The sequence below is a fragment of the Lysinibacillus sp. KCTC 33748 genome (assembly GCF_002237755.1).
Taxonomy (GTDB): domain Bacteria; phylum Bacillota; class Bacilli; order Bacillales_A; family Planococcaceae; genus Lysinibacillus.
Window position 1 is genome coordinate 107,218 of the sequence record NZ_MWSJ01000001.1, and the last position, 21,217, is coordinate 128,434.

Annotated in this window: 17 protein-coding genes; 16 read left to right on the forward strand and 1 reads right to left on the reverse strand. The window is 37.5% G+C overall.

Annotation, left to right across the window (positions count from 1 at the left end):
* Positions 1-68: 68 nt before the first annotated feature.
* Positions 69-614, forward strand: coding sequence for a DNA-directed RNA polymerase subunit delta (gene rpoE, locus B1B04_RS00485; RefSeq protein ID WP_079559379.1), 546 nt, complete (start codon positions 69-71; stop codon positions 612-614).
* Positions 615-1,106: 492 nt separating this feature from the next.
* Positions 1,107-2,699 (forward strand): CTP synthase, encoded by a 1,593-nt coding sequence (locus B1B04_RS00490; RefSeq protein ID WP_079559380.1) that lies wholly within the window; start codon positions 1,107-1,109, stop codon positions 2,697-2,699.
* Positions 2,700-3,260: 561 nt separating this feature from the next.
* On the opposite strand, the gene B1B04_RS00495 is transcribed toward B1B04_RS00490, so the two are convergent.
* Positions 3,261-3,791: a DUF2529 family protein gene (locus B1B04_RS00495; protein WP_079559381.1), complete on the reverse strand. Its 531-nt coding sequence runs from the start codon at positions 3,789-3,791 to the stop codon at positions 3,261-3,263.
* Between the two features lie 156 nt (positions 3,792-3,947).
* Here B1B04_RS00495 and B1B04_RS00500 point away from each other — a divergent pair, with 156 nt between their 5' ends.
* The 14 genes from B1B04_RS00500 to B1B04_RS00565 all read left to right on the forward strand — a co-directional run bounded on the left by B1B04_RS00500 (position 3,948) and on the right by B1B04_RS00565 (position 21,144).
* A complete protein-coding gene (locus tag B1B04_RS00500; RefSeq protein ID WP_079559382.1) occupies positions 3,948-4,307 on the forward strand; it encodes a response regulator in 360 nt (119 codons plus the stop codon).
* 927 nt (positions 4,308-5,234) lie between these two features.
* Positions 5,235-6,089 (forward strand): class II fructose-bisphosphate aldolase, encoded by an 855-nt coding sequence (locus B1B04_RS00505; protein ID WP_079559383.1) that lies wholly within the window; start codon positions 5,235-5,237, stop codon positions 6,087-6,089.
* Between the two features lie 255 nt (positions 6,090-6,344).
* Entirely contained in the window at positions 6,345-6,995 is a 651-nt protein-coding gene (fsa, locus tag B1B04_RS00510; protein ID WP_079559384.1) for a fructose-6-phosphate aldolase, read from the forward strand.
* A gap of 62 nt (positions 6,996-7,057) precedes the next feature.
* Positions 7,058-8,344 carry a UDP-N-acetylglucosamine 1-carboxyvinyltransferase gene (locus B1B04_RS00515; protein WP_079559385.1) on the forward strand — a complete coding sequence of 429 codons (1,287 nt, stop codon included), beginning with the start codon at positions 7,058-7,060 and terminating at the stop codon, positions 8,342-8,344.
* Between the two features lie 95 nt (positions 8,345-8,439).
* Positions 8,440-9,399, forward strand: a complete 960-nt coding sequence (glpX, locus tag B1B04_RS00520) for a class II fructose-bisphosphatase (RefSeq protein WP_079559386.1) — start codon at positions 8,440-8,442, stop codon at positions 9,397-9,399.
* Positions 9,400-9,731: 332 nt separating this feature from the next.
* On the forward strand, positions 9,732-11,015 hold the full coding sequence (gene rho, locus B1B04_RS00525; protein WP_049668004.1) for a transcription termination factor Rho: 1,284 nt from the start codon (positions 9,732-9,734) through the stop codon (positions 11,013-11,015).
* 125 nt (positions 11,016-11,140) lie between these two features.
* Positions 11,141-13,048, forward strand: a complete 1,908-nt coding sequence (locus B1B04_RS00530) for an AraC family transcriptional regulator (protein ID WP_079559387.1) — start codon at positions 11,141-11,143, stop codon at positions 13,046-13,048.
* A 95-nt stretch (positions 13,049-13,143) separates the two neighbouring features.
* Entirely contained in the window at positions 13,144-14,868 is a 1,725-nt protein-coding gene (locus B1B04_RS00535; RefSeq protein WP_079559388.1) for an ABC transporter ATP-binding protein, read from the forward strand.
* A 76-nt stretch (positions 14,869-14,944) separates the two neighbouring features.
* On the forward strand, positions 14,945-15,739 hold the full coding sequence (locus tag B1B04_RS00540; RefSeq protein WP_079559389.1) for an ABC transporter ATP-binding protein: 795 nt from the start codon (positions 14,945-14,947) through the stop codon (positions 15,737-15,739).
* Between the two features lie 44 nt (positions 15,740-15,783).
* On the forward strand, positions 15,784-16,836 hold the full coding sequence (locus tag B1B04_RS00545; RefSeq protein ID WP_079559390.1) for a FecCD family ABC transporter permease: 1,053 nt from the start codon (positions 15,784-15,786) through the stop codon (positions 16,834-16,836).
* Entirely contained in the window at positions 16,833-17,867 is a 1,035-nt protein-coding gene (locus tag B1B04_RS00550) for a FecCD family ABC transporter permease (protein ID WP_079559391.1), read from the forward strand. The genes B1B04_RS00545 and B1B04_RS00550 overlap by 4 nt, the downstream gene beginning before the upstream one ends.
* Positions 17,868-17,900: 33 nt before the next feature.
* The gene (locus B1B04_RS00555) at positions 17,901-18,842 is read left to right on the forward strand and encodes an ABC transporter substrate-binding protein (RefSeq protein ID WP_240518153.1); all 942 of its coding nucleotides are present in this window, start codon (positions 17,901-17,903) and stop codon (positions 18,840-18,842) included.
* A gap of 24 nt (positions 18,843-18,866) precedes the next feature.
* Entirely contained in the window at positions 18,867-19,916 is a 1,050-nt protein-coding gene (locus B1B04_RS00560) for an NAD(P)/FAD-dependent oxidoreductase (protein ID WP_079559802.1), read from the forward strand.
* 421 nt (positions 19,917-20,337) lie between these two features.
* Positions 20,338-21,144: an NfeD family protein gene (locus B1B04_RS00565; RefSeq protein ID WP_079559393.1), complete on the forward strand. Its 807-nt coding sequence runs from the start codon at positions 20,338-20,340 to the stop codon at positions 21,142-21,144.
* Positions 21,145-21,217: the final 73 nt, after the last annotated feature.

A 21,217-nucleotide genomic window follows, 5' to 3' on the forward strand; every position in this document is an offset into this window, starting at 1 on the left:
TGCGCTCCGAAAATAAAGCTATATAAATTTTAAAACGTCCAATGTGATGAGAGAAAGGAAGTGCACGAATGAATTTTCGTGAAATGACAAAAGAACAATTAGCGGAAGAATCGTTAATTAACTTAGCTTATGCAATTTTAAATGAAAAACGTGCCTCAGTGTCTTATAACGACTTATTAACAATAATGCAAGAGCTTGTGGGCTATAGTGATGAAGAAATAAAAGCTCGCCTACTACAATTTTACACTGATTTAAATGTAGATGGCCGCTTCTTATTTAATCAAGAAACAGGCTGGGGCTTACGTGAATGGTATAAAGTTGAACAGATTGAAGAAGAAACAGCTCCATCTGTTAAAACGCATAAGAAAAAATCTAAAGCAGCCCTTGAGGATGAAGAAGATTTAGAAGAAGATTTAGAAGAAGAAGATATTGACTTTGATGAAGATTATGAAGAATTCGTTGAAGAAGATCTAGACGAAGATGAAGAAGACGAAGCAGATGATAAAGAAGATATCGACTTTGATGAAGATGATTTAGAGGACATTGATGAAGAAATCGATGAGGACTTTGTCGATGAAGATGAAGATGAATTTGAAGAAGAGGAAGAAGCCTAAGATAATTACTCTTTGAAATTTTCTTTCTTTTATCCTTGTAGTAAAAAATCTTGACTTCTATCACGGTTACGTTTAATCTTTTACTTGGGCTCCTTATTAAAGGAGAAAGACCGTGTATGTAATACGCTCCCCCTGCAAACCTATGCAGGAGGAGCGTTTTTTTTATTTTTTAACTTTATTCAATCAAGTTCTCCCATGTTTATAATGACGGAATGAATAGTAAGGCGCTAAATTATTCATGATGTATAGTAAGCGGTGATTGAATATATGTTAAAACTTTTTAAAAGGAAAGTAGAAAAGAGATAGAAACGATTACAGCTTCGAATCGACTACATATTTGTAGGCATTCTCGGCTTTTCTTATTTTAGGGATGAGAAATATTTATTTTCTTAGCCTGTCAAAACATTGGCATCAATGCTTAGAATCAGCATGTGGCGTGAATGTACTTTTCTTACTAGCAATTTCTAGTACAACATAAGGAGGAATTTTTTCATGACAAAGTATATTTTTGTAACAGGTGGGGTTGTGTCTTCACTTGGAAAAGGGATTGTAGCAGCATCTCTAGGTCGTTTATTAAAAAATCGCGGATTAGAAGTGACGATTCAAAAATTTGACCCATATATCAATATTGACCCAGGTACAATGAGTCCTTATCAACATGGTGAGGTATTCGTAACAGATGATGGCGCAGAAGCTGACTTAGACTTAGGTCACTACGAACGTTTCATTGATATTAACCTAGGAAAACATTCTACAGTGACATCAGGTCGTGTTTATCAGTCTGTATTACAAAAAGAACGCCGTGGCGATTACAACGGTGGAACAGTACAAGTAATTCCTCACATTACAAATGAAATCAAAGATCGTATTCAACGCGCTGGTCGCGAAACTAACGCAGACGTAGTTATTACAGAAGTAGGCGGAACAGTTGGGGATATTGAATCATTACCATTCCTTGAAGCAATTCGCCAAATGAAAACGAACTTAGGCCATAACAACGTAATGTACGTTCATTGTACGCTTATCCCTTACATTAAAGCTGCAGGTGAGCTTAAAACAAAACCAACTCAGCATTCTGTAAAAGAATTACGTTCTTTAGGTATTCAACCAAATATTATCGTTGTACGCACAGAGCAAGAAGTGCCACAAGATATGAAAGAAAAACTAGCTTTATTCTGTGATGTACAGCCACACGAAATTATTGAATCTCGTGATGCAGAGCATTTATATGAAGTACCTTTAAACCTTCATGCACAAGATATTGATGATATCGTACTTGACCATTTTGGCATTGAAGCACCAGAAGCGGATATGGAAGAATGGCGCGAACTTGTAGCAAAAGTGAAGAGCTTACCAAATAAACGAAAAGTAGCATTAGTAGGTAAATATGTAGAACTACAAGATGCTTACATTTCTGTTGTAGAGGCATTAAAACATGCAGGCTATGCATTTAATTCTGATATTGAGATTGACTGGATTAATGCGGAGCATGTAGAGGCTGACAATGTTGCTACGCTTTTAAAAGGTGCTGACGCTATTTTAGTTCCAGGTGGTTTCGGCGATCGTGGAGTTGAAGGTAAAATTTTAGCGACACAATATGCTCGCGAAAATAATGTACCATTCTTAGGTATTTGCTTAGGTATGCAACTAGCAACAGTAGAATTTGCTCGTAACGTACTTGGTTTACAAGGAGCGCATTCTACAGAGCTAGATTCACAAACACAATACCCAATTATTGACTTCTTACCAGATCAAAACGACAGTGTAGACATCGGTGGTACATTACGTTTAGGTTTATACCCATGTAAGTTAAAAGAAGGCTCAAAGGCAAGCCAAGCGTATGGTCAAGAGCTTGTTTATGAGCGTCACCGTCATCGTTATGAATTTAACAATGAATATCGTGAAGCGATGGAAGCAGAAGGTCTTGTCTTCTCAGGTACAAGCCCTGACGGTAAATTAGTGGAAATTATCGAGTTACCAGAAAATAATTTCTTCGTAGCATGCCAATTCCACCCAGAATTAGTATCACGTCCAAACCGTCCACAGCCATTGTTCCGTGATTTTATCGGAGCAACATTTAAATAATACAAAAAAGAGTTGTCTCACTTGCTGAGACAACTCTTTTTTTAGCTCTTCGGCAAAACGAGGAGTTGATTTCCGTTCCGGCTGGGTGCTTTCCTGGGTGCGTCCGATGAGCCGCTTCACTCGCGTCGCTCGCTCCAGGGTCTCATCTGTGACGCTAATCCCCAAGGAGTCGCCCAGCCTCCACTCCAATCAACACTTCACATTGTATGTCTCTTCTGCTGGCAAGGCACTTTAATATATTAAATTAAACTTCAGCAATAATGTTTATTCTGTGCGACAGCAACAGCAGTTTTAAATCGAATCACTGTTATAAGTCTTTTCCGTTTGATTATAGTTAGTAGCATTAGAGTTCACTTTTGAAATGCGAAAATTTTAACGCTTTTGTTGATTTGTGTTAAAGGCTACTTGATACTTGCCGACAGGAAAGCTAATAGCATAGAACGGAAATCATCCTTATTTAAAACGCCACAATATTTAAAAGAATTCCTTGACCATTTTGTTTTTCAACACTAATAAAAAGAGTTGTCTCTAACACTGAGACAACTCTTTTTATAGATTCCTTTATAGCTCTTCGTCATCAAGACTAAGCATTTCATCATACGCAATTTTTACGGCTTCATAAACAAAAAGGGCAGCAATAGCGTGTGGCACAACTATGCGATTTCCTAAATCGTTTGGTAATAAACCACCTCGCATGCGTGTCGAAATATACGTATACGCTAAATCTGCTAGTGGATTTTCGGCATTAGCTACTTCGCTAGCAACGGCTGCAAATGGAATAAACTGATTATTTAATTGCTGTGCTAATGCTAATGCATCCTCATCGTGTGCGTTACGTGTAAAAATGCATACACGATCCGCTTCTGTGATCATTGTATCTTTTGTCCAAGGGACTAACTTCGTAAAACGTTCCACAGCTTGAAATGCATTTAATTCGACAACTTGCATTTCGCCAAAGCATGCGAAATAGACATTACCTTCACTAATACCCGCCTGTGCAAGTAATCGCGCTGTTTCTTCAATTGCTTCCTCTTCATTTTGTGTTATTCTTTGTAATAATCCACTTAGTTGTGTTGTTAATATTTTTGACATGGTCCCACCTCAATCAATATTATAGGTTTGAAAAGAGCATAAAGCAAAAGTAGATAATTTATAATAATAGAAGGTATTAATAGGTTAAAGGAGAATATTACATAATAGAGAGAATTTTACGTAAAAATAATAACTAAAAAAAGGGCGGAATGAAATGTGAAACGAGTACTAATTGTCGATGATCAACCAGGAATTCGTTTACTTTTAAATGAAGTATTGAAAAAAGAAGGTTACGGTACATATTTAGCTGCAAATGGTATGGAAGCACTGAAGTATGCTGAGGAAGAGGAAATAGATTGTGTCCTGCTAGACATGAAAATCCCGGGAATGGATGGCATAGAAATTTTAAAGCACTTAAAAGAGCGATGGCCACAACTTCCGGTTTTCATGATGACAGCATATGGTGAATTGGACGTTGTACAGGAGGCATTAGATTTAGGAGCCATTCGATATTTTACTAAGCCTTTTGATATTTTTGAAGTGCGTGATGAGGTTAATAAAATAGTAAACGTTTAGATGAACAGGCAGTGGTCAACACCGCCTGTTTTTCTTGGTTATTATAGAGGTTTTCTACCATTTTACTATTATTTTGCTTCCACAATAAATGACTCATCACCATAACGAGGGGTTGATTTCCGTCCGACTGGGCGCTTTGTTGCTGTCGCTTCGCTTTCGCACAGTTAAAACAGTTGTTGCTGTCGCTTCGCTTTCGCACAGAGCAAAGCTTCCAAAGAGCGTCCGATGAGCTTCTTTTATTTTTCTGCAGTGCAGCGTAATGATAGCAACAAAAATCTTTAATGAGCTGCAGTTTTAAGGTTTATCGAGAAATTTTGATTGTTTATCGACCAACTTTATCGATTTATCGACCAAATTTTTTATTTATCACCCAAATTTTTTATTTTATCGACCAACTTTCGAAAAATATCGACATCTACCTTCTTGGAACACAATCTGACCTTACTAGGGCTTTGAACCTTCGTTTCGTTGCACTGCACGCTGCCGCTTCGCTTTCGCGTAACCTTCGTTCCGTTAACACTGCACTACGGTTGGACGCTGCCGCTCCGTTGCGCTTCGCTTTCGCGTAGAAAATAACAGCCCCCGCTTTTCAGGGGCTAACCTTCGTTTCGTTCCACTGCACTACGGTTGGACGCTGCCGCTTCGCTTTCGCGTAGAAAATAACAGCCCCTGCTTTTCAGGGGCTAACCTTCGTTTCGTTCCACTGCACTACGGTTGGACGCTGCCGCTTCGCTTTCGCGTAGAAAATAACAGCCCCTGCTTTTCAGGGGCTAACCTTCGTTTCGTTCCACTGCACTACGGTTGGACGCTGCCGCTTCGCTTTCGCGTAGAAAATAACAGCCCCTGCTTTTCAGGGGCTGTTATTTTTGCTATGATTAAATAGCATATTTATGTAGAAAGAATAGTCCTAAGAGGAGGATTTTTAGTATGGCATTAGTATCTATGAAAGAGATGTTAATTAAAGCAAAAGCAGAAGGTTATGCGGTTGGTCAGTTCAACATCAACAACCTTGAGTGGACTCAAGCAATTTTACAAGCAGCTGAAGAGGAAAAATCTCCAGTTATTCTAGGCGTTTCTGAAGGTGCAGGAAAATATATGGGCGGATTTATTTCCGTTGTACACATGGTAAAAGGTTTAATGGAATCTTATGGCACTACGGTACCTGTAGCTATTCACCTTGACCATGGTTCAAGCTTTGAAAAATGTAAAGAAGCTATTGATGCAGGCTTTACTTCTGTAATGATCGATGCTTCTCATCATCCATTTGAGGAAAATGTTGCGACTACTTCAAAAGTAGTTGAGTACGCTCATTCGAAAGGTGTTTCTGTTGAAGCTGAGCTTGGCACAGTAGGTGGTGACGAGGATGGCGTAATCGGTGGTATTATGTACGCTGATCCAGAAGAATGCCGTAAAATGGTTGAAATGACTGATATCGACTGTTTAGCACCAGCACTTGGCTCTGTACATGGTCCTTATAAAGGAGAACCAAACTTAGGCTTTAAAGAAATGGAAGAAATCTCAAACTTAGCAGACCTTCCATTAGTATTACATGGTGGTACAGGTATCCCAACAAAAGATATTCAACGCTCAATTTCATTAGGTACAGCAAAAATTAACGTCAATACTGAAAATCAAATTGCTGCTACAAAAGTAATTCGTGAAGTTCTTGATAACGATAAAGTTGTTTATGATCCTCGTAAATTCCTTGCACCAGCACGTGAAGCGATTAAAGCGACAGTTATTGGGAAAATCCGTGAATTTGGTAGTGCACAAAAAGCATAATTTTAGTATCTAATACGCAAAAAAAACAGAGATGAATACACATAATAAGAGAAGTGTTGATGTTGTTATCGACCTTCTCTTGTTTTTGAAATAAAAAATTTTTGGCAAAAATTTAAATAATAGGCTTATCACCAAAAGTGGTATAGTAAATTGATTGCCGTTCCAACTGATGGGTCCTAAGAAAGCGCCCAGTCAGAACGGAAATCAACTTCAAGTAGGATGATGAGTCAAAATAGTGATTAGGAGGAAAAAATAATGAAATTTTTTATAGATACAGCAAACTTTGAAGAGATTAAAGAAGCACACGCATGGGGTATTTTATCAGGTGTTACAACAAACCCATCATTAGTTGCAAAAGAAGAGAATGTTTCTTTCCATGATCGACTTCGTGAAATCTCAGAGCTTGTAGATGGCTCAGTGAGTGGGGAAGTAATCTCTCTAGATGCAGCAGGTATGATTAAAGAAGGCTTAGAATTGGCTGAAATTGCTCCGAATATTACAGTTAAACTGCCAATGACTCCAGCTGGTTTAGAGGCATGTCGCTTCTTTGCAGACAAAGGTATTAAAACGAACGTAACATTAATTTTTAGTGCCAACCAAGCATTAATGGCTGCTCGTGCAGGTGCTACATATGTATCACCATTTATCGGTCGTTTAGATGATATGGGTCAAAACGGTGTAGAACTAATTGAAACGATTGCAGATATTTTTACAATCCATAATATCGATACGCAAATTATTGCTGCATCAATTCGTCATCCGCAACACGTAACAGCTGCAGCACTTGCAGGTGCACATATTTCGACTACTCCATTTAAAGTATTAAAGCAACTTTTCAATCATCCACTAACGGAAAAAGGAATTGAAGGATTTTTAGCGGATTGGAATAAGAGAAAAGGCGAATAATAAGATTATATAGTGAGCCAATTGCAGAAAAATTACTTTCCAATCATGAGGGAGAACGCGAAATGGATGTTTATAAAATTACAGGCGAAAATCGCCTACAGGGTACAATAAAAGTTAGTGGTGCAAAAAATAGTGCAGTCGCCTTAATTCCAGCATCAATTTTGGCGAACTCTCCAGTGACAATTGGAGGGTTACCAGAAATTTCTGATGCGTGGACGTTAAAGGCATTATTAGAGGAAATCGGTGGAGAAGTGTCATTTGAGGATGGCATAATGACAATTGATCCAACGGAAATGATTGCTTTACCATTACCGAACGGCAACGTGAAAAAACTTCGTGCTTCCTATTACTTAATGGGAGCCATGCTTGGTCGCTTTAAAAAAGCTGTGATTGGTTTACCGGGAGGCTGCTTCTTAGGGCCGCGTCCTATTGACCAACATATTAAAGGCTTTGAGGCATTGGGTGCGAAAGTTACGAATGAGCATGGAGCGATTTATTTACGTGCTGATGAATTAATTGGTGCCAAAATATTTTTAGACGTTGCCAGTGTGGGAGCAACCATTAATATTATGTTAGCTGCTGTTCTTGCAAAAGGACGTACGGTTATTGAAAATGCAGCAAAAGAACCAGAGATTATTGATGTAGCAACTCTTCTCACTAACATGGGAGCTAATATTAAAGGTGCGGGTACTAGTGTTATCCGTATTGAAGGCGTAGAGGAGCTTCATGGTACGGAGCATACGATTATTCCAGATCGTATTGAAGCTGCTACGTTTATGATAATGGCTGCCGCTTTAGGTGAAGGCATTACCATCGATAATGTTATTCCATTGCATTTAGAGGCGATTATTGCAAAGCTTCGTGAAATGGGTGTAAAAATCGAAATTGATGAAGAAAGTATTTTTGTACCCAAAACAGACCTATCCACATTGCAGGCCGTTGATGTGAAAACATTAGTGTATCCAGGGTTCCCGACTGATATTCAGCAACCACTTTCTGTATTAATGTCTCAAGCATTTGGTTCCTCAAAGATAACAGATACGATTTATTCAGCTCGATTTAAGCATATTGATGAACTTCGTCGTATGAATGCCATTGCACGCGTTGAAGGAAATACAGCTATTATTACAGGCCCAAATAAACTACAAGGTTCAACTGTAACAGCTACAGACCTTCGTGCTGGTGCTGCATTAGTATTAGCAGGGCTTTTAGCTGAAGGTGAAACAGAAATTCACGATATCTATCATATTGAGCGTGGGTATAGCTCACTTATTGAGAAATTACGTGATTTAGGCGCTGATATTCGACGTGAAACAATAATGGCACGCGTAGCAGAGACAAAGGAATAATGAGAGCTAAAAGTTTTGAACTAACTATGTTACAATAGAGGTAATTTGAATGTTTCGGCGAAGAAACATGCCGATAACGGGAGGCAAATAAGACAATGGAACGTAGTTTATCGATGGAAGTAGTACGAGTAACAGAGGCAGCAGCAATCGCATCCGGGAAATGGATGGGCCGCGGTTTAAAAATTGAGGCAGATGATGCAGCAACGACAGCGATGCGCGTAATGTTCGATACAATTCCAATGCATGCTACAGTAGTGATTGGTGAAGGCGAAATGGATGAAGCACCAATGCTTTATATTGGTGAAGAGCTTGGCTTACGCAATGGTGGTCCTAAAGTAGATATTGCAGTTGACCCATTAGAAGGTACAAATATTGTAGCGAAGGGTACAAATGGTGCAATGACAGTTCTTGCTATTGCAGATAAAGGGAATCTGTTAAACGCGCCTGATATGTACATGGAGAAAATTGCAGTAGGACCAGAAGCGGCTGGTAAAGTAGATATTAACGCTTCTGTTACGTATAATTTATTACAAGTAGCGAAAGCTAAAAATAAAGATATTTCGGACGTAGTAGCTACACTTTTAGATCGACCACGTCACCAAGCAATTGTTGATGAAATCCGAGAAGCTGGAGCACGTATTAAATTTATTCAAGACGGTGACGTTGGAGCAGCTATCAATACTGCTTTTGATGAAACTGGCATTGATATTATGTTTGGTACAGGTGGTGCACCAGAGGGTGTTATTTCAGCTGTTGCTTTAAAATGTCTAGGTGGAGACTTCCAAGCGAAGCTAGTGCCAGAAGATGCTGAACAGTTAGAACGCTGCGAAAAAATGGGTGTAGACGTAGAAAAAGTTCTTTATTTAGATGACCTAGTTAAAGGTGACGATGCTATTTTTGCAGCGACTGCTGTAACAGATTGTGAGCTATTAAAAGGTGTTCAGTATAAAGGAGCCTACGCATTAACACATTCAGTAGTTATGCGAGCTAAATCTGGAACTGTACGATTTGTAGAAGGTCGTCACGCTCTTGATAAAAAACCTAGCTATAAATAAAATTTTCTTCTAAAATATACCTAGTGCATCTTTTTTTGCACTAGGTACCTTCTTCTAAATTTTCAACCATCCCATAGTTTTATAAGGCTATGTTATGCTTCAATGTTTTGCCTAGTAAATTGAAGTATCTATCGCCCTGCTTAATTTCTAACGAAGAACTGAAAATGCTGACAGGTACGAAAAGATTAACTTTATCTTCATGTAGCAAAATGCTATTGTATTGAAAGTAAAGTGTAACAATTATGCCAAGGTGATATAGGCCTATCACAAAAAACTTCTATGATAACCCCAAAAATGAAAATTATATTTTGAAAAAGACTGGAGTTGTGCACATGTCTGCATTGACAATCGCTCAATTAGAAAACATGACGTTAAAGGAGCTTTATGCCCTAGCACGCCAATATAAAATTTCATATTATAGCAAGCTAACGAAAAAAGAATTAATATTTGCTATTTTGAAAACTCGTTCGGAGCAAGAAGGCTATTTCTTTATGGAAGGCGTACTAGAAATTGTTTCGCAAGAAGGCTTTGGCTTCCTTCGACCAATTAACTACTCTCCAAGTAAAGAGGATATCTATATTTCTGCTTCTCAGATTCGTCGTTTTGACCTACGAAATGGGGACAAGGTATCTGGTAAAGTACGTCCACCTAAAGAAAATGAACGCTATTATGGACTACTACAAGTAGACGCTGTTAACGGTGAAGACCCAGAAGTAGCTAAAGAACGTGTGCATTTCCCTGCATTAACGCCTTTATATCCTGATCGACAAATTAAGCTTGAAACTACACAACGCAATTTATCGACACGTATTATGGATTTAGTGGCACCTGTAGGCTTTGGGCAGCGTGGATTGATCGTTGCACCACCAAAAGCAGGGAAAACGTCATTATTAAAAGAAATCGCGAATTCGATTACAACAAATTATCCAGATGCAGAGTTAATTGTATTACTAATTGACGAACGCCCTGAGGAAGTAACTGATATTGAACGTTCAGTAAATGCTGATGTAGTGAGCTCGACTTTCGATGAGGTTCCAGAAAATCATGTGAAAGTTGCAGAAATTGTATTAGAACGTGCACGCCGCTTAGTTGAGCATAAGCGTGATGTTATTATTTTAATGGATTCTATTACACGTTTAGCACGAGCGTATAACTTAGTTATTCCTCCGAGCGGTCGTACGCTTTCAGGTGGTATTGACCCTGCTGCGTTCCATCGACCAAAACGATTCTTTGGTTCGGCACGTAATATTGAAGAAGGCGGTAGTTTAACAATTTTAGCAACTGCATTAGTGGATACAGGATCTCGTATGGATGAGGTCATTTATGAAGAATTTAAAGGAACAGGTAACCTAGAGCTTCATCTTGATCGCCAATTAGCAGAGCGTCGTATTTTCCCTGCGCTTGATATCCGCCGTTCAGGTACACGTAAGGAAGAGCTTCTACTTGAGCCTGAGCAACTTGAAAAGCTATGGGCAATTCGTAAAACATTCTCGGACGCACCTGATTTCGCGGAGCGCTTCATGAAAAAATTACGTACAACAAAATCAAATGAAGAATTCTTTGAAAAGCTAAATGAAGATATGAAAAAAGCTACTAAAGGCAAAGGCCTACTATAATTATGAATCACCATTGACTAGCAATAGTCGATGGTGATTTTTTTATTTAATCAAAAATAATTGAAATTGAGAATCATTATCAATATAATAGTTCCATATAATTCTATTTTTAAAAGGAGACGGAAATGAATTATGATGCTTATATGCTTCTATGGCAAAATGCAAATATCCAGTTAAAGCAAATTGACTATGTTAGTAATACCGATGTTCGAATGACAAAGGTTTTAAAAAATAGCGCATTCCTTGTCATGACAGCAGGAGATGCAGAAATTGTCATTGATGACCAACCTTATCATGTACAGCGCTTTAGTATTTTCCATATTGGAAAGTCCAAATCCCTTCATATTACGGCACCAAATAGCATTAGCTACTTCCTTATCTCTTATAAAGGGGATGTCATTTACAAAGATGCTTTTATGCAACATTTACAGATACAATATCAGCCATTCCAAACGACTTTCTCTTGTATACCTGCAAATCCAGTAGCCTTACATACAATTTTGCAAGATATGTACAGCAAATGGCAGTCGGGCTCTATTCAAGAGCATTTATCAGTGAAAGCATCCTTTTATGAGTTCGTCTATCGTGTTTTTCGAGAACTGGCTGAGGGGCAGGGGGAATCGCACGACATTGATAGGGCAGAAGCAGCACGTCTGTATATAGAGCAAAACATACATGAATCTTTATCCATACAGGCACTTGCTGATTTACTTAACATAAGTGCACGTCATTTATTACGTATTTTTAAGGCTCGTTATGAAGTAGGTCCACAAATTTATTTACAGCAGCTAAGAATAGAAAAGGCTAAGCATTACTTGGTAGAAAATCAATATGGCATAAAAGAAATAGCTATTTCGCTTGGATTTGAAGATGAATATTATTTTAGTCGGGTTTTTAAAAAGGCAACAAATATGGCACCAAGTAATTTTAGGCTGAAATATACATCAAACTTGTCCGAAATCGCCATTACAAATGAGAATCATTTTCAATACAATAAGAAACAGCTCGCGCAAGCAAAACAATTTGAAAATGAGGAAAATAACATAATGATGAAAAAAATAAGTAGGCATGTAAAAATACCATTTTTGCTAAGTTTGTTCGTTTTACTTGCAGCATGTGGAGAAGATACAAAGCAATCTGTTGAACATAAAGAGAATGAACCTAAGTCAGAAGAAGTAAAGACTAGAACTGTGACAGATGATAGTGGACGACAAGTAGAGATTCCAGTAAAAGCAGAACGGGTAGTGACAGACTGGTATCTTGGACAAATTCTAGCGTTGGATGTTATCCCAGTAGGAGCAGTGACAGCTAATTTAGACTTTGCAGCATTTTTAAAATCGTATTACAAGGAAGGTGATATTTCCAATATTGGTACAGATGGGAGTGCATCATTAGAAAAGATCTTAGAATTAAAGCCAGATTTAATCATTACATGGAATAAAGAAGATGTAGAAAAATATGAAAAGATTGCACCAACTATTGTATTTTCGGAAACAGCACATAAATCGGCTACCGATGAAGTTAAAGCGATGGGAGAATATTTAGGTCGTCAGGACGAAGCTAACGCATTTGTTCAAGATTTTGAGAAACGTATAGCGCAAGCACAGGAAAAAATAAATAATGTTATCCCAGAAGGAGCTACTTTTACTATTTATGATGTATTCGAAAAAAATGCAACAGTTGTAGGGAATTCAAGTGTGTCAGGTGGTAGAGCACTTTATCAAATACTTAATATGAAGCCTCAGGAAAAGGTACAGGAGCTTTTCGATACGAAAGAATCTACAGGTGGGCGTTATGAAATTTCCTATGAAGTGGTAGGAGACTATGTTGGGGATTATGTTTTTGTTATTAATTTCTTTAATAAAGAAGAGAAATTCCCTTCCACTTGGAAAAATCTCGATGTTGTTAAAAATAATAAAACAATAGAATTAGAACCAGAATATTATTTTGCTTCTGATCCACTCTCAGGATTACATCAAGCCGAAGACCTTGCTGAAAAAATAGTAGAGTTTACAAAGGTTCAACAAAAGTAATAAATAGTACAAAGTAATGTGAGCTACCTGTGTATGATTGGGTAGCTTATTTACTAGAATACTATGAATGATATTGATAATAGGAGGCTTCCTCAATGTTATTACAGCGTTTTTTTTCATATTACAAGCCCTATAAAGGATTATTTATTTTAGATTTTTCCTGTGCCATACTAGTAGCCCTTATCGAATTAGCATTTCCAATCGTATTAAATAAGGTGATTGATGATATTCTACCAGACGGTGAACTGAAGTGGATTATTATGGCTAGTTTATTATTATTCGTTTTATATATTTTTAATTCTATTTTACATTTTATCGTTTCGTATTGGGGACATATGTTAGGTATCAATATTGAGACGAATATGAGAAGGGAAGCATTTAGTCACGTTCAAAAGCTTTCGTTTCGTTATTTCGATAACAATAAAACAGGACATCTAGTTTCAAGATTGACGAATGATTTAATGGACATTGGTGAACTTGCGCATCATGGACCAGAGGATATGTTTATTGCTGCAATGACGATTGTAGGTACATTCGGAGTTATGTTTTACATTGATCCAACCTTTACAATACTAATTTTCCTACTAGTTCCAATCATCTTAATTTTAACGATTATTTTTGGGAAGTTAATGTCCAAAGCATTCCGTCAAATGTTTGGGGATATTGCAGATTTTAATGCACGTGTTGAAAACAATGTAAGTGGTATTCGTGTTGTACAAGCCTTTACGAATGAAGAGCATGAGATTAAGCGCTTTAAAGTAAACAATGAAAGATTTCGAATGACAAAACTTTTTTCCTATAAAGTAATGGCTTGGAATGAAGCGATTTCAGGCATTCTCACAAAAATTTTGTCATTATTCACGCTATTTGTAGGTGCATATTTCGTTTTAAAAGGCCATTTAACAAATGGTGAATTCATTGCATTTATTTTATTATCAGGTATTCTCTTAAACCCAATCAATAAAATTAATATGTTTATTGAAAGTTATCCGAAAGGAATGGCAGGGTTTAGAAGATACATTGAATTTCTAGAAACAGCACCTGAAATTGCAGATCGTTCAGAGGCAAAAGCTATCGATGAAATTGAAGGTGAAATTACATTTACTAATGTATCGTTTGGTTACTCTGAAAATAATCATGCCTTACATCATATTAATTTACAGGTACATCCTGGTGAAACGGTTGCGTTAGTAGGTCCATCTGGTGCAGGGAAGTCTACCATCTGCAGTTTATTACCACGTTTTTATGAAGTAAATGAAGGTTCAATAAAAGTCGATGGCATTGATATACGAGATTTTAAGCTGCAATCATTACGTTCACATATAGGAATTGTTCAACAGGATGTCTTTTTGTTTGATGGCACAATTCGAGAAAACATTGCTTATGGTGATTTAAACGCGAGTGAGGAAGATATTTGGTTTGCTGCACAGCGAGCGCAGCTTACAGATGTCATTAAAGCGCTACCTGATGGTATGGATACATTAGTTGGTGAACGTGGCGTGAAATTATCAGGCGGACAGAAGCAAAGATTATCGATTGCACGTATATTCTTGAAAAATCCTAAAGTATTGATTTTGGATGAAGCAACGTCTGCTTTGGATACAGAAACCGAGCAGGCAATTCAACAAGCCTTAAACGAGCTCGCAATAGGCCGTACAACATTAGTGATTGCACACCGTTTAGCAACGATAAAAGATGCTGATCGAATTGTCGTTGTATCGAAAAAAGGAATTATAGAAGAAGGTACTCATGAGCAATTAATGGATAGACAAAATGCTTATTATGGTTTGTATACAGCGCAATTTGGCTTACAAATCTAAGCTAGTAATTTGTCATTTTATCATCACTCAGCGCAATGACGCCAAGGCGAAATTAATAAAAGGAGGGAAGGGTTATATGTCAGTTCTTGAAATAGATCGTGTGGCTATTGGTTACTCCTCGACGCTCATTGTACATGATTTAAGTGTAGAAATTCCAAAAGGGCAAATCTCAACGATTATTGGTCCAAACGGCTGTGGCAAATCTACCTTATTAAAGGCAGTTGCGCGTGTACTACGGACCCAAGATGGAGCAGTTTACTTAGATGGAAAAGCGATTCATCAATTAAAGACAAAAGAAGTGGCGAAAAGAATGGCGATATTGCCTCAAACAGCAACAGCTCCAGGAGGATTAACAGTTTTTGAACTAGTATCCTATGGCCGTTTTCCACATCAAGCAGGGTTTGGTACATTGCACAAGGAAGATTATGAATATATTCATTGGGCTATAGATGTTACAGGCCTTAGAGAGTTTAGTGACCGTCCGATAGAGGCACTATCCGGTGGGCAACGTCAACGAGTATGGATTGCCATGGCATTAGCTCAAGGAACAGATATTTTAGTACTTGATGAACCTACTACTTATTTAGATTTAGCACATCAGCTCGATATTTTATTACTGTTACAAAAGCTAAATAAAGAGGAAAAACGAACGATTGTGATGGTATTACACGATTTGAACCATGCTTCTCGTTTTTCACACTTTATGATTGCAATGAGAGACGGACAATTAATTGTGAATGGTCAGCCAAATGAAGTGATGACAAAGCAAAATTTACAAAAGGTGTTCAATATTGATGCAGAAATGGCTGTCTGCCCATATAGTAAAAATCCTATCTGCTTATCTTACCAACTGCACGACATGAAAGAATAGCGTTAAGTAGGGAATTGAAATCGTAAGGATTAAGGAGGAAGTGTATGACTACGTCGACAGGAGTAGGAGGGCTCAGAGATTTAGATGAACTACAACAGCGATCTCATCCAGTCCGTGGTGTAGTAGCTTTAATTGTTGGGGTGATAGGGTTAATATTTGCAATCGGTTTGTCAATTTCATTTGGTGCCGCAGATATATCATTGAGTACTGTATGGACAGCTATTACTCATTTTTCACCGGATGTAACAACACATCAAATTATACATGATATTCGATTACCACGAGTGTTAGGCGCAGGATTAGTAGGTGGATGCTTTGCGGTCGCAGGTGCGATTATGCAAGGCATGACACGCAATCCATTGGCGGATTCTGGATTATTAGGGTTAAATTCTGGGGCCGCGTTTATGCTAGCAATCTGCTTTGCTTTTTTCCCTAATTTATCGTACATGTATATAGTTTTATGGTCATTTGTTGGAGCGGGCTTAGGTGTTGCGATTGTTTATGGCGTAGGTTCACTGTCAAAAGGTGGTCTAACGCCAATGCGATTAGTGTTGGCAGGTGCTGCTGTAAGCGCTCTACTAGGTGCGCTAGGGGAAGGCGTTGCCCTTTATTATCGTATTGGACAAGACTTAGCCTTCTGGTATGCAGGAGGTGTTTCAGGTACAAAGTGGTATCATCTTCAAATATTATCGCCATGGATACTGGCGGCAATGATTGGAGCTCTAATTTTATCACGTTCCATTACATTACTCAGTTTAGGTGAAGAAATTGCCGTAGGACTTGGGCAACGTACTAACGTAGTAAAAATATGGGGAATGGTGATTGTTTTAGTGTTGGCAGGAGCGGCAGTATCAGTCGTAGGAGCAGTCGGGTTTGTTGGCTTAATCGTTCCGCATTTTATGAGATACATAGTTGGACACGATTATCGGTGGATTATTTCGTGTTCATTAATTTATGGAGCATTACTTGTTGTGTTGGCTGACCTTGTTGCAAGGATGATCAATCCACCTTACGAAACACCAATTGGAGCGCTAATTGCCTTTATTGGAGTTCCATTCTTCCTCTATATAGCCCGTAAAGGAGGAAAAGAACTATGAGTAATAGTTTTTTAACAGTAACTCAACAAAAAGCTAAAAAGAAAAACTTCTTAATTCTAAGTGCGCTAGCTTTATTAATAGTCATCACATTCGTCATTAGTATGAATACAGGGGTTATAAAGCTAACACCAATGGAGGTTATTCGAACACTTTTTGGTCAGGGCGATGCCCAACAGCAACTTATTTTATTTGAATTTAGGCTACCTCGTATTGTTATTGCAGTTTTGGTGGGGATGGGCTTAGCAGTTTCAGGGGCTATTTTACAAGGCATTTCTAAAAATGCTCTAGCTGACCCAGGCATTTTGGGTATAAATGCAGGAGCTGGACTTGCAGTTATGCTTTATATTTCATTTTTTCCATCTACTAAAGCAGCACCTGTATTTTTACTGCCAGTGTTAGCATTTGTAGGATCAGGGATGACAGCTGTTTTAATTTATATACTCTCTTATCGACGTCATGAAGGAATTACCCCAATGCGCTTACTATTAACAGGGATTGCAGTAGCAGCGGGGATTAGCTCAGCGATGATTGTGCTGACGCTGCGTTTAACACCTGAAAATTATCAATTCGTTGCAACGTGGCTAGCAGGTAGTATTTGGGGATCAAATTGGAGATTCGTAGTATCTTTATTGCCATGGTTACTAATTTTACTACCATTTGTGTATTCAAAATCCCGCGTATTGAACGTTATAAATCTAGGAGAAATAACAGCAGTCGGTTTGGGAGCTTCTATTGAAAGGGAGCGTCGCTGGCTTCTTGCGGCTTCTGTAGGATTAGCTGGGGCAAGTGTGTCAGTAAGTGGGGGGATTGGATTTGTTGGATTAATTGCTCCACATTTGGCACGTCAGCTCGTTGGGGCTAAACATCAGTTTTTACTGCCAGCCGCCGCACTCTTAGGAGGATTATTAGTTTTAATGGCCGATACAATCGGCCGCTTAATATTAGAGCCATCAGAAATTCCAGCTGGGATTGTTGTAGCAGTTTTAGGAGCACCATATTTCTTATATTTATTGGCACGTTTAAAGGAATAAAAGGGAGTGTTTCAATTTCTGAGGAGTGAAATGATGAAAAAAAGAACTATATTTTTAATTATAGTAGCATTTATGCTTGTGGGATGTAGTAGCAATGACGAGACATCAGTGAATGGTGAGCCTAAAGCAGAGACAGAAGCAACGACAAAAAAGATATCAACTATTAATGGAGAAATTGAAATTCCTACAAAAGTTGAGCGACTTGTAGTGGATGCATATTTGCCAACTTCATTACTATTAGGGGTAAAGCCAGTAGGTGCGACACAACGAGATTTAGATAATGTCCACATTCAAGATCAAATTGATGCTATAGAAAATACAGGGGAAAGTGCAGTTGAATCTATTTTAGCATTGAAGCCAGATTTAATTATTACAGCTGAAGCGGATGCAGAATCGTATGAAAAGTTATCCAAAATAGCACCGACTGTTGTTTTGCCCTATGAAACCTACCGTAGTGTGGAAGAAGAAGTAAAAGGGCTCGCTGAAATTTTAGGAAAACAAGCTGAAGGAGAAGCTTGGCTGAAAATGTTTGCAGAGAAAGTATCAGAAAATCGTGAAAAGTTAGCAGAAGTTTTAGATCCAAATGAAACGTATTCTATTTTTGGAGCATACAGCAAAGATTTTTATTTATACGGTGATGGTATTTATCGTGGTGGGCAAGCAATATATAAGCAATTGCAACTAAAAGCACCCCAAAGTACTCAAAAGGAGTTAATTGACACTGGGGAAACGTACAAGCAAGTCTCTTATGAAGTATTACCTGAATATGCGGGAGATTATATTTTCTTAGATGAATCGAATGGTGCGGAGCTAAACAGAGAAGATTCTTTGTGGAAGTCAATGGATGCAGTGAAAAATAACAATGTATTTTATTTAGATGCAGAAAGATTTTGGGCGTTTGACCCGATTGCTGTACTTGCCCAAGTAGAAGAAGTGACAAATATGCTGTTAGAAAAGAAAAAGAGTGAAAAATAAAAGGTGAAATGAGGAATGCCGAATATGACGATAGAAATGTATGATGTAACGATTGTTGGTGGGGGACCCGCAGGTCTTTATACATCTTTTTATAGTGGGATGCGCGATTTAAAGACAAAAATTATAGAATATAGCTCTCAACTTGGTGGTCGAATGTTAATTTATCCTGAAAAGATGATTTGGGATGTTGGTGCTGTGACACCAATATTAGGTGGACAGCTAATTGAACAACTAGTTGAACAGGCAAAAACATTTGATCCAACGATAGTATTAAATCAAAAAGTTGAAAAATTAGAAAAGCAGAGTGATGGTACATTTATATTAACGTCCTCAACAGGCGAGAAACACTATTCGAAAACGGTCATTTTAGCAGTTGGATACGGTGTACTTTCTATGCAAAAGCTCGAGATAGCTGGAGTAGATCGCTATGAGGTGACAAATTTATATTACACAGTACAGGAATTAGAAATTTTCCGTAATAAGCATGTTTTAATTTCTGGTGGTGGTAATTCTGCTGTAGATTGGGCAAATGAGCTAGAGCCAATTGCGGCTAGTGTAACAATTGTTCATCGACGTGATGAATTTGGTGGTCATGAAAAAAATGTTATAAAAATGCGCGAATCCTCTGTATCTATAAAAACACCTTACGAAGTGGTGCAATTGCATGGTGATGGTGATTTAATACAGTCCGTGTCAATCGCCAATAAAGAAACAGACGAAGCCGAACAATTAGAAGTGGATGCAGTCATCGTTAATCATGGCTTAAAATGTGATTATGGCGCACTTGAAAAGTGGGGCCTAGATATTCAAGACGGAGTAGCTATTGTCAATGAAAAGCGCGAAACAAATATAGAAGGTGTTTATGGTGCAGGAGATTTCGTAGATCATCCTTCTAAGGTGAGATTAATAGCAGGTGCATTTACGGATGGTATTTTAGCATTGAATAGTGCAAAGCTTTATTTAGAGCCGGACGCACCAAAAGTGGCGTACGTGTCTTCCCATAATATTCGATTCAAAGAACGAAATAAAAAAATAGGATTAGTGGATAATGACTATCGTGAAGTACGCGGTTAACTCAATAAATCACCATCGACTAGCAATAGTTGATGGTGATTTTTTTTACCATAATGTGAATTAAACTGAAGTTATTCCGATAAAAGCTAAGATTGATCCGATAAAACGAGAAAATATTCCTATAAAAGTTAAAATTGTTCCGATAAAATGAGATTTTGTTCCGATAAATCTGCAAAGTATTCATCTAAGGTTGAATAAATATAGTAACCAAATCTGTTATTTTACAATTTTTTGTTGTATAATTTTGTTATAATATATAGGTAATGGGTATTATTAGTGGGATTTTGCACAAATTACGGGGAGCAAAATAGTGAGGAAGTATTGTTTTGTACATACTGTAGTAAAGTTGCAATCGAGCTAAAAAGAAATATGTCTTTTCGTCTTACAAACGAAAAAGACAAAATTTTAATGAGGTGTACATATGAAAAACTGTTTAGAATGTGGCCATGCGCAGGATGACGGAAGATTTTGTGGGAAATGTGGAGCTCCGATTGAAAATGCTGCACAAGAACGAGCGGCAACAACGCATAGCATGAGTGATGAACAACCAAACTCACAATATACGCAGACTGCTCAGAGAACTACGCAAAGTAATGAGCAAATTGAATTAATTAAAAAGCAATCTAAATTATACGTTAATTATTTTGTAGAACAATTAAAAATGCCATCCGCAAATTTTAATGTAGAAGCTACTTGGAAAAATAGTATTATTAGTATGATTATCTATGTTGTATTAACTGCATTATCAGTATTCACATTAATAAAACAAATCTTTTCCGGAGGATTTGGTTTCTTTGAAAGCATTGGTCCATCCTTCTTTCAAGTATTTTTTTACATGTCGTTATTCATTTCTTTACTAATAGCAATAAGTATCTTTGCTATATTTTTAACGGCAAAACTATTTTCGGAAAGTCTAAGTTTTACAAATGTTATTAGTAAAATAGGAAACTATTATACACTACCTATAGCTATTATGGTTTTAAGTATTTTATTAGGATTGTTGAAATCATTCTCGTATTCAACAACGATGATATACATTGGATTTGCGTTAGCTATTGGTATTATCCCTATATTTGTCATGATTAAGTTGTTAAGTAATAAATCTAAAAACATTGATAGTTTTTACGGTTTCGTTTTCTATTTAGTAGTAACATGTATTTTATCTTCGATTGTTTTCTCATTTATGATAGACTCTGCAATCGGAGAAGTGTTTAAATTTTTTAAATAACTGAATACATTCAAAACTATTGTCAAATGTATATTTCATATGGTAATATTGCAAAGTATGCAACGTGTACATA

What these genes read in the sequence shown, in the direction of transcription:
- rpoE (WP_079559379.1), top strand. Translation starts at nt 69, where the DNA reads ATGAATTTTCGTGAAATGACAAAAGAACAATTAGCGGAAGAATCGTTA.
- B1B04_RS00490 (WP_079559380.1), top strand. Translation starts at nt 1,107, where the DNA reads ATGACAAAGTATATTTTTGTAACAGGTGGGGTTGTGTCTTCACTTGGA.
- B1B04_RS00495 (WP_079559381.1), bottom strand. Translation starts at nt 3,791, where the DNA reads ATGTCAAAAATATTAACAACACAACTAAGTGGATTATTACAAAGAATA.
- B1B04_RS00505 (WP_079559383.1), top strand. Translation starts at nt 5,235, where the DNA reads ATGGCATTAGTATCTATGAAAGAGATGTTAATTAAAGCAAAAGCAGAA.
- fsa (WP_079559384.1), top strand. Translation starts at nt 6,345, where the DNA reads ATGAAATTTTTTATAGATACAGCAAACTTTGAAGAGATTAAAGAAGCA.
- B1B04_RS00515 (WP_079559385.1), top strand. Translation starts at nt 7,058, where the DNA reads ATGGATGTTTATAAAATTACAGGCGAAAATCGCCTACAGGGTACAATA.
- glpX (WP_079559386.1), top strand. Translation starts at nt 8,440, where the DNA reads ATGGAACGTAGTTTATCGATGGAAGTAGTACGAGTAACAGAGGCAGCA.
- rho (WP_049668004.1), top strand. Translation starts at nt 9,732, where the DNA reads ATGTCTGCATTGACAATCGCTCAATTAGAAAACATGACGTTAAAGGAG.
- B1B04_RS00530 (WP_079559387.1), top strand. Translation starts at nt 11,141, where the DNA reads ATGAATTATGATGCTTATATGCTTCTATGGCAAAATGCAAATATCCAG.
- B1B04_RS00535 (WP_079559388.1), top strand. Translation starts at nt 13,144, where the DNA reads ATGTTATTACAGCGTTTTTTTTCATATTACAAGCCCTATAAAGGATTA.
- B1B04_RS00540 (WP_079559389.1), top strand. Translation starts at nt 14,945, where the DNA reads ATGTCAGTTCTTGAAATAGATCGTGTGGCTATTGGTTACTCCTCGACG.
- B1B04_RS00545 (WP_079559390.1), top strand. Translation starts at nt 15,784, where the DNA reads ATGACTACGTCGACAGGAGTAGGAGGGCTCAGAGATTTAGATGAACTA.
- B1B04_RS00550 (WP_079559391.1), top strand. Translation starts at nt 16,833, where the DNA reads ATGAGTAATAGTTTTTTAACAGTAACTCAACAAAAAGCTAAAAAGAAA.
- B1B04_RS00555 (WP_240518153.1), top strand. Translation starts at nt 17,901, where the DNA reads ATGAAAAAAAGAACTATATTTTTAATTATAGTAGCATTTATGCTTGTG.
- B1B04_RS00560 (WP_079559802.1), top strand. Translation starts at nt 18,867, where the DNA reads ATGACGATAGAAATGTATGATGTAACGATTGTTGGTGGGGGACCCGCA.
- B1B04_RS00565 (WP_079559393.1), top strand. Translation starts at nt 20,338, where the DNA reads ATGAAAAACTGTTTAGAATGTGGCCATGCGCAGGATGACGGAAGATTT.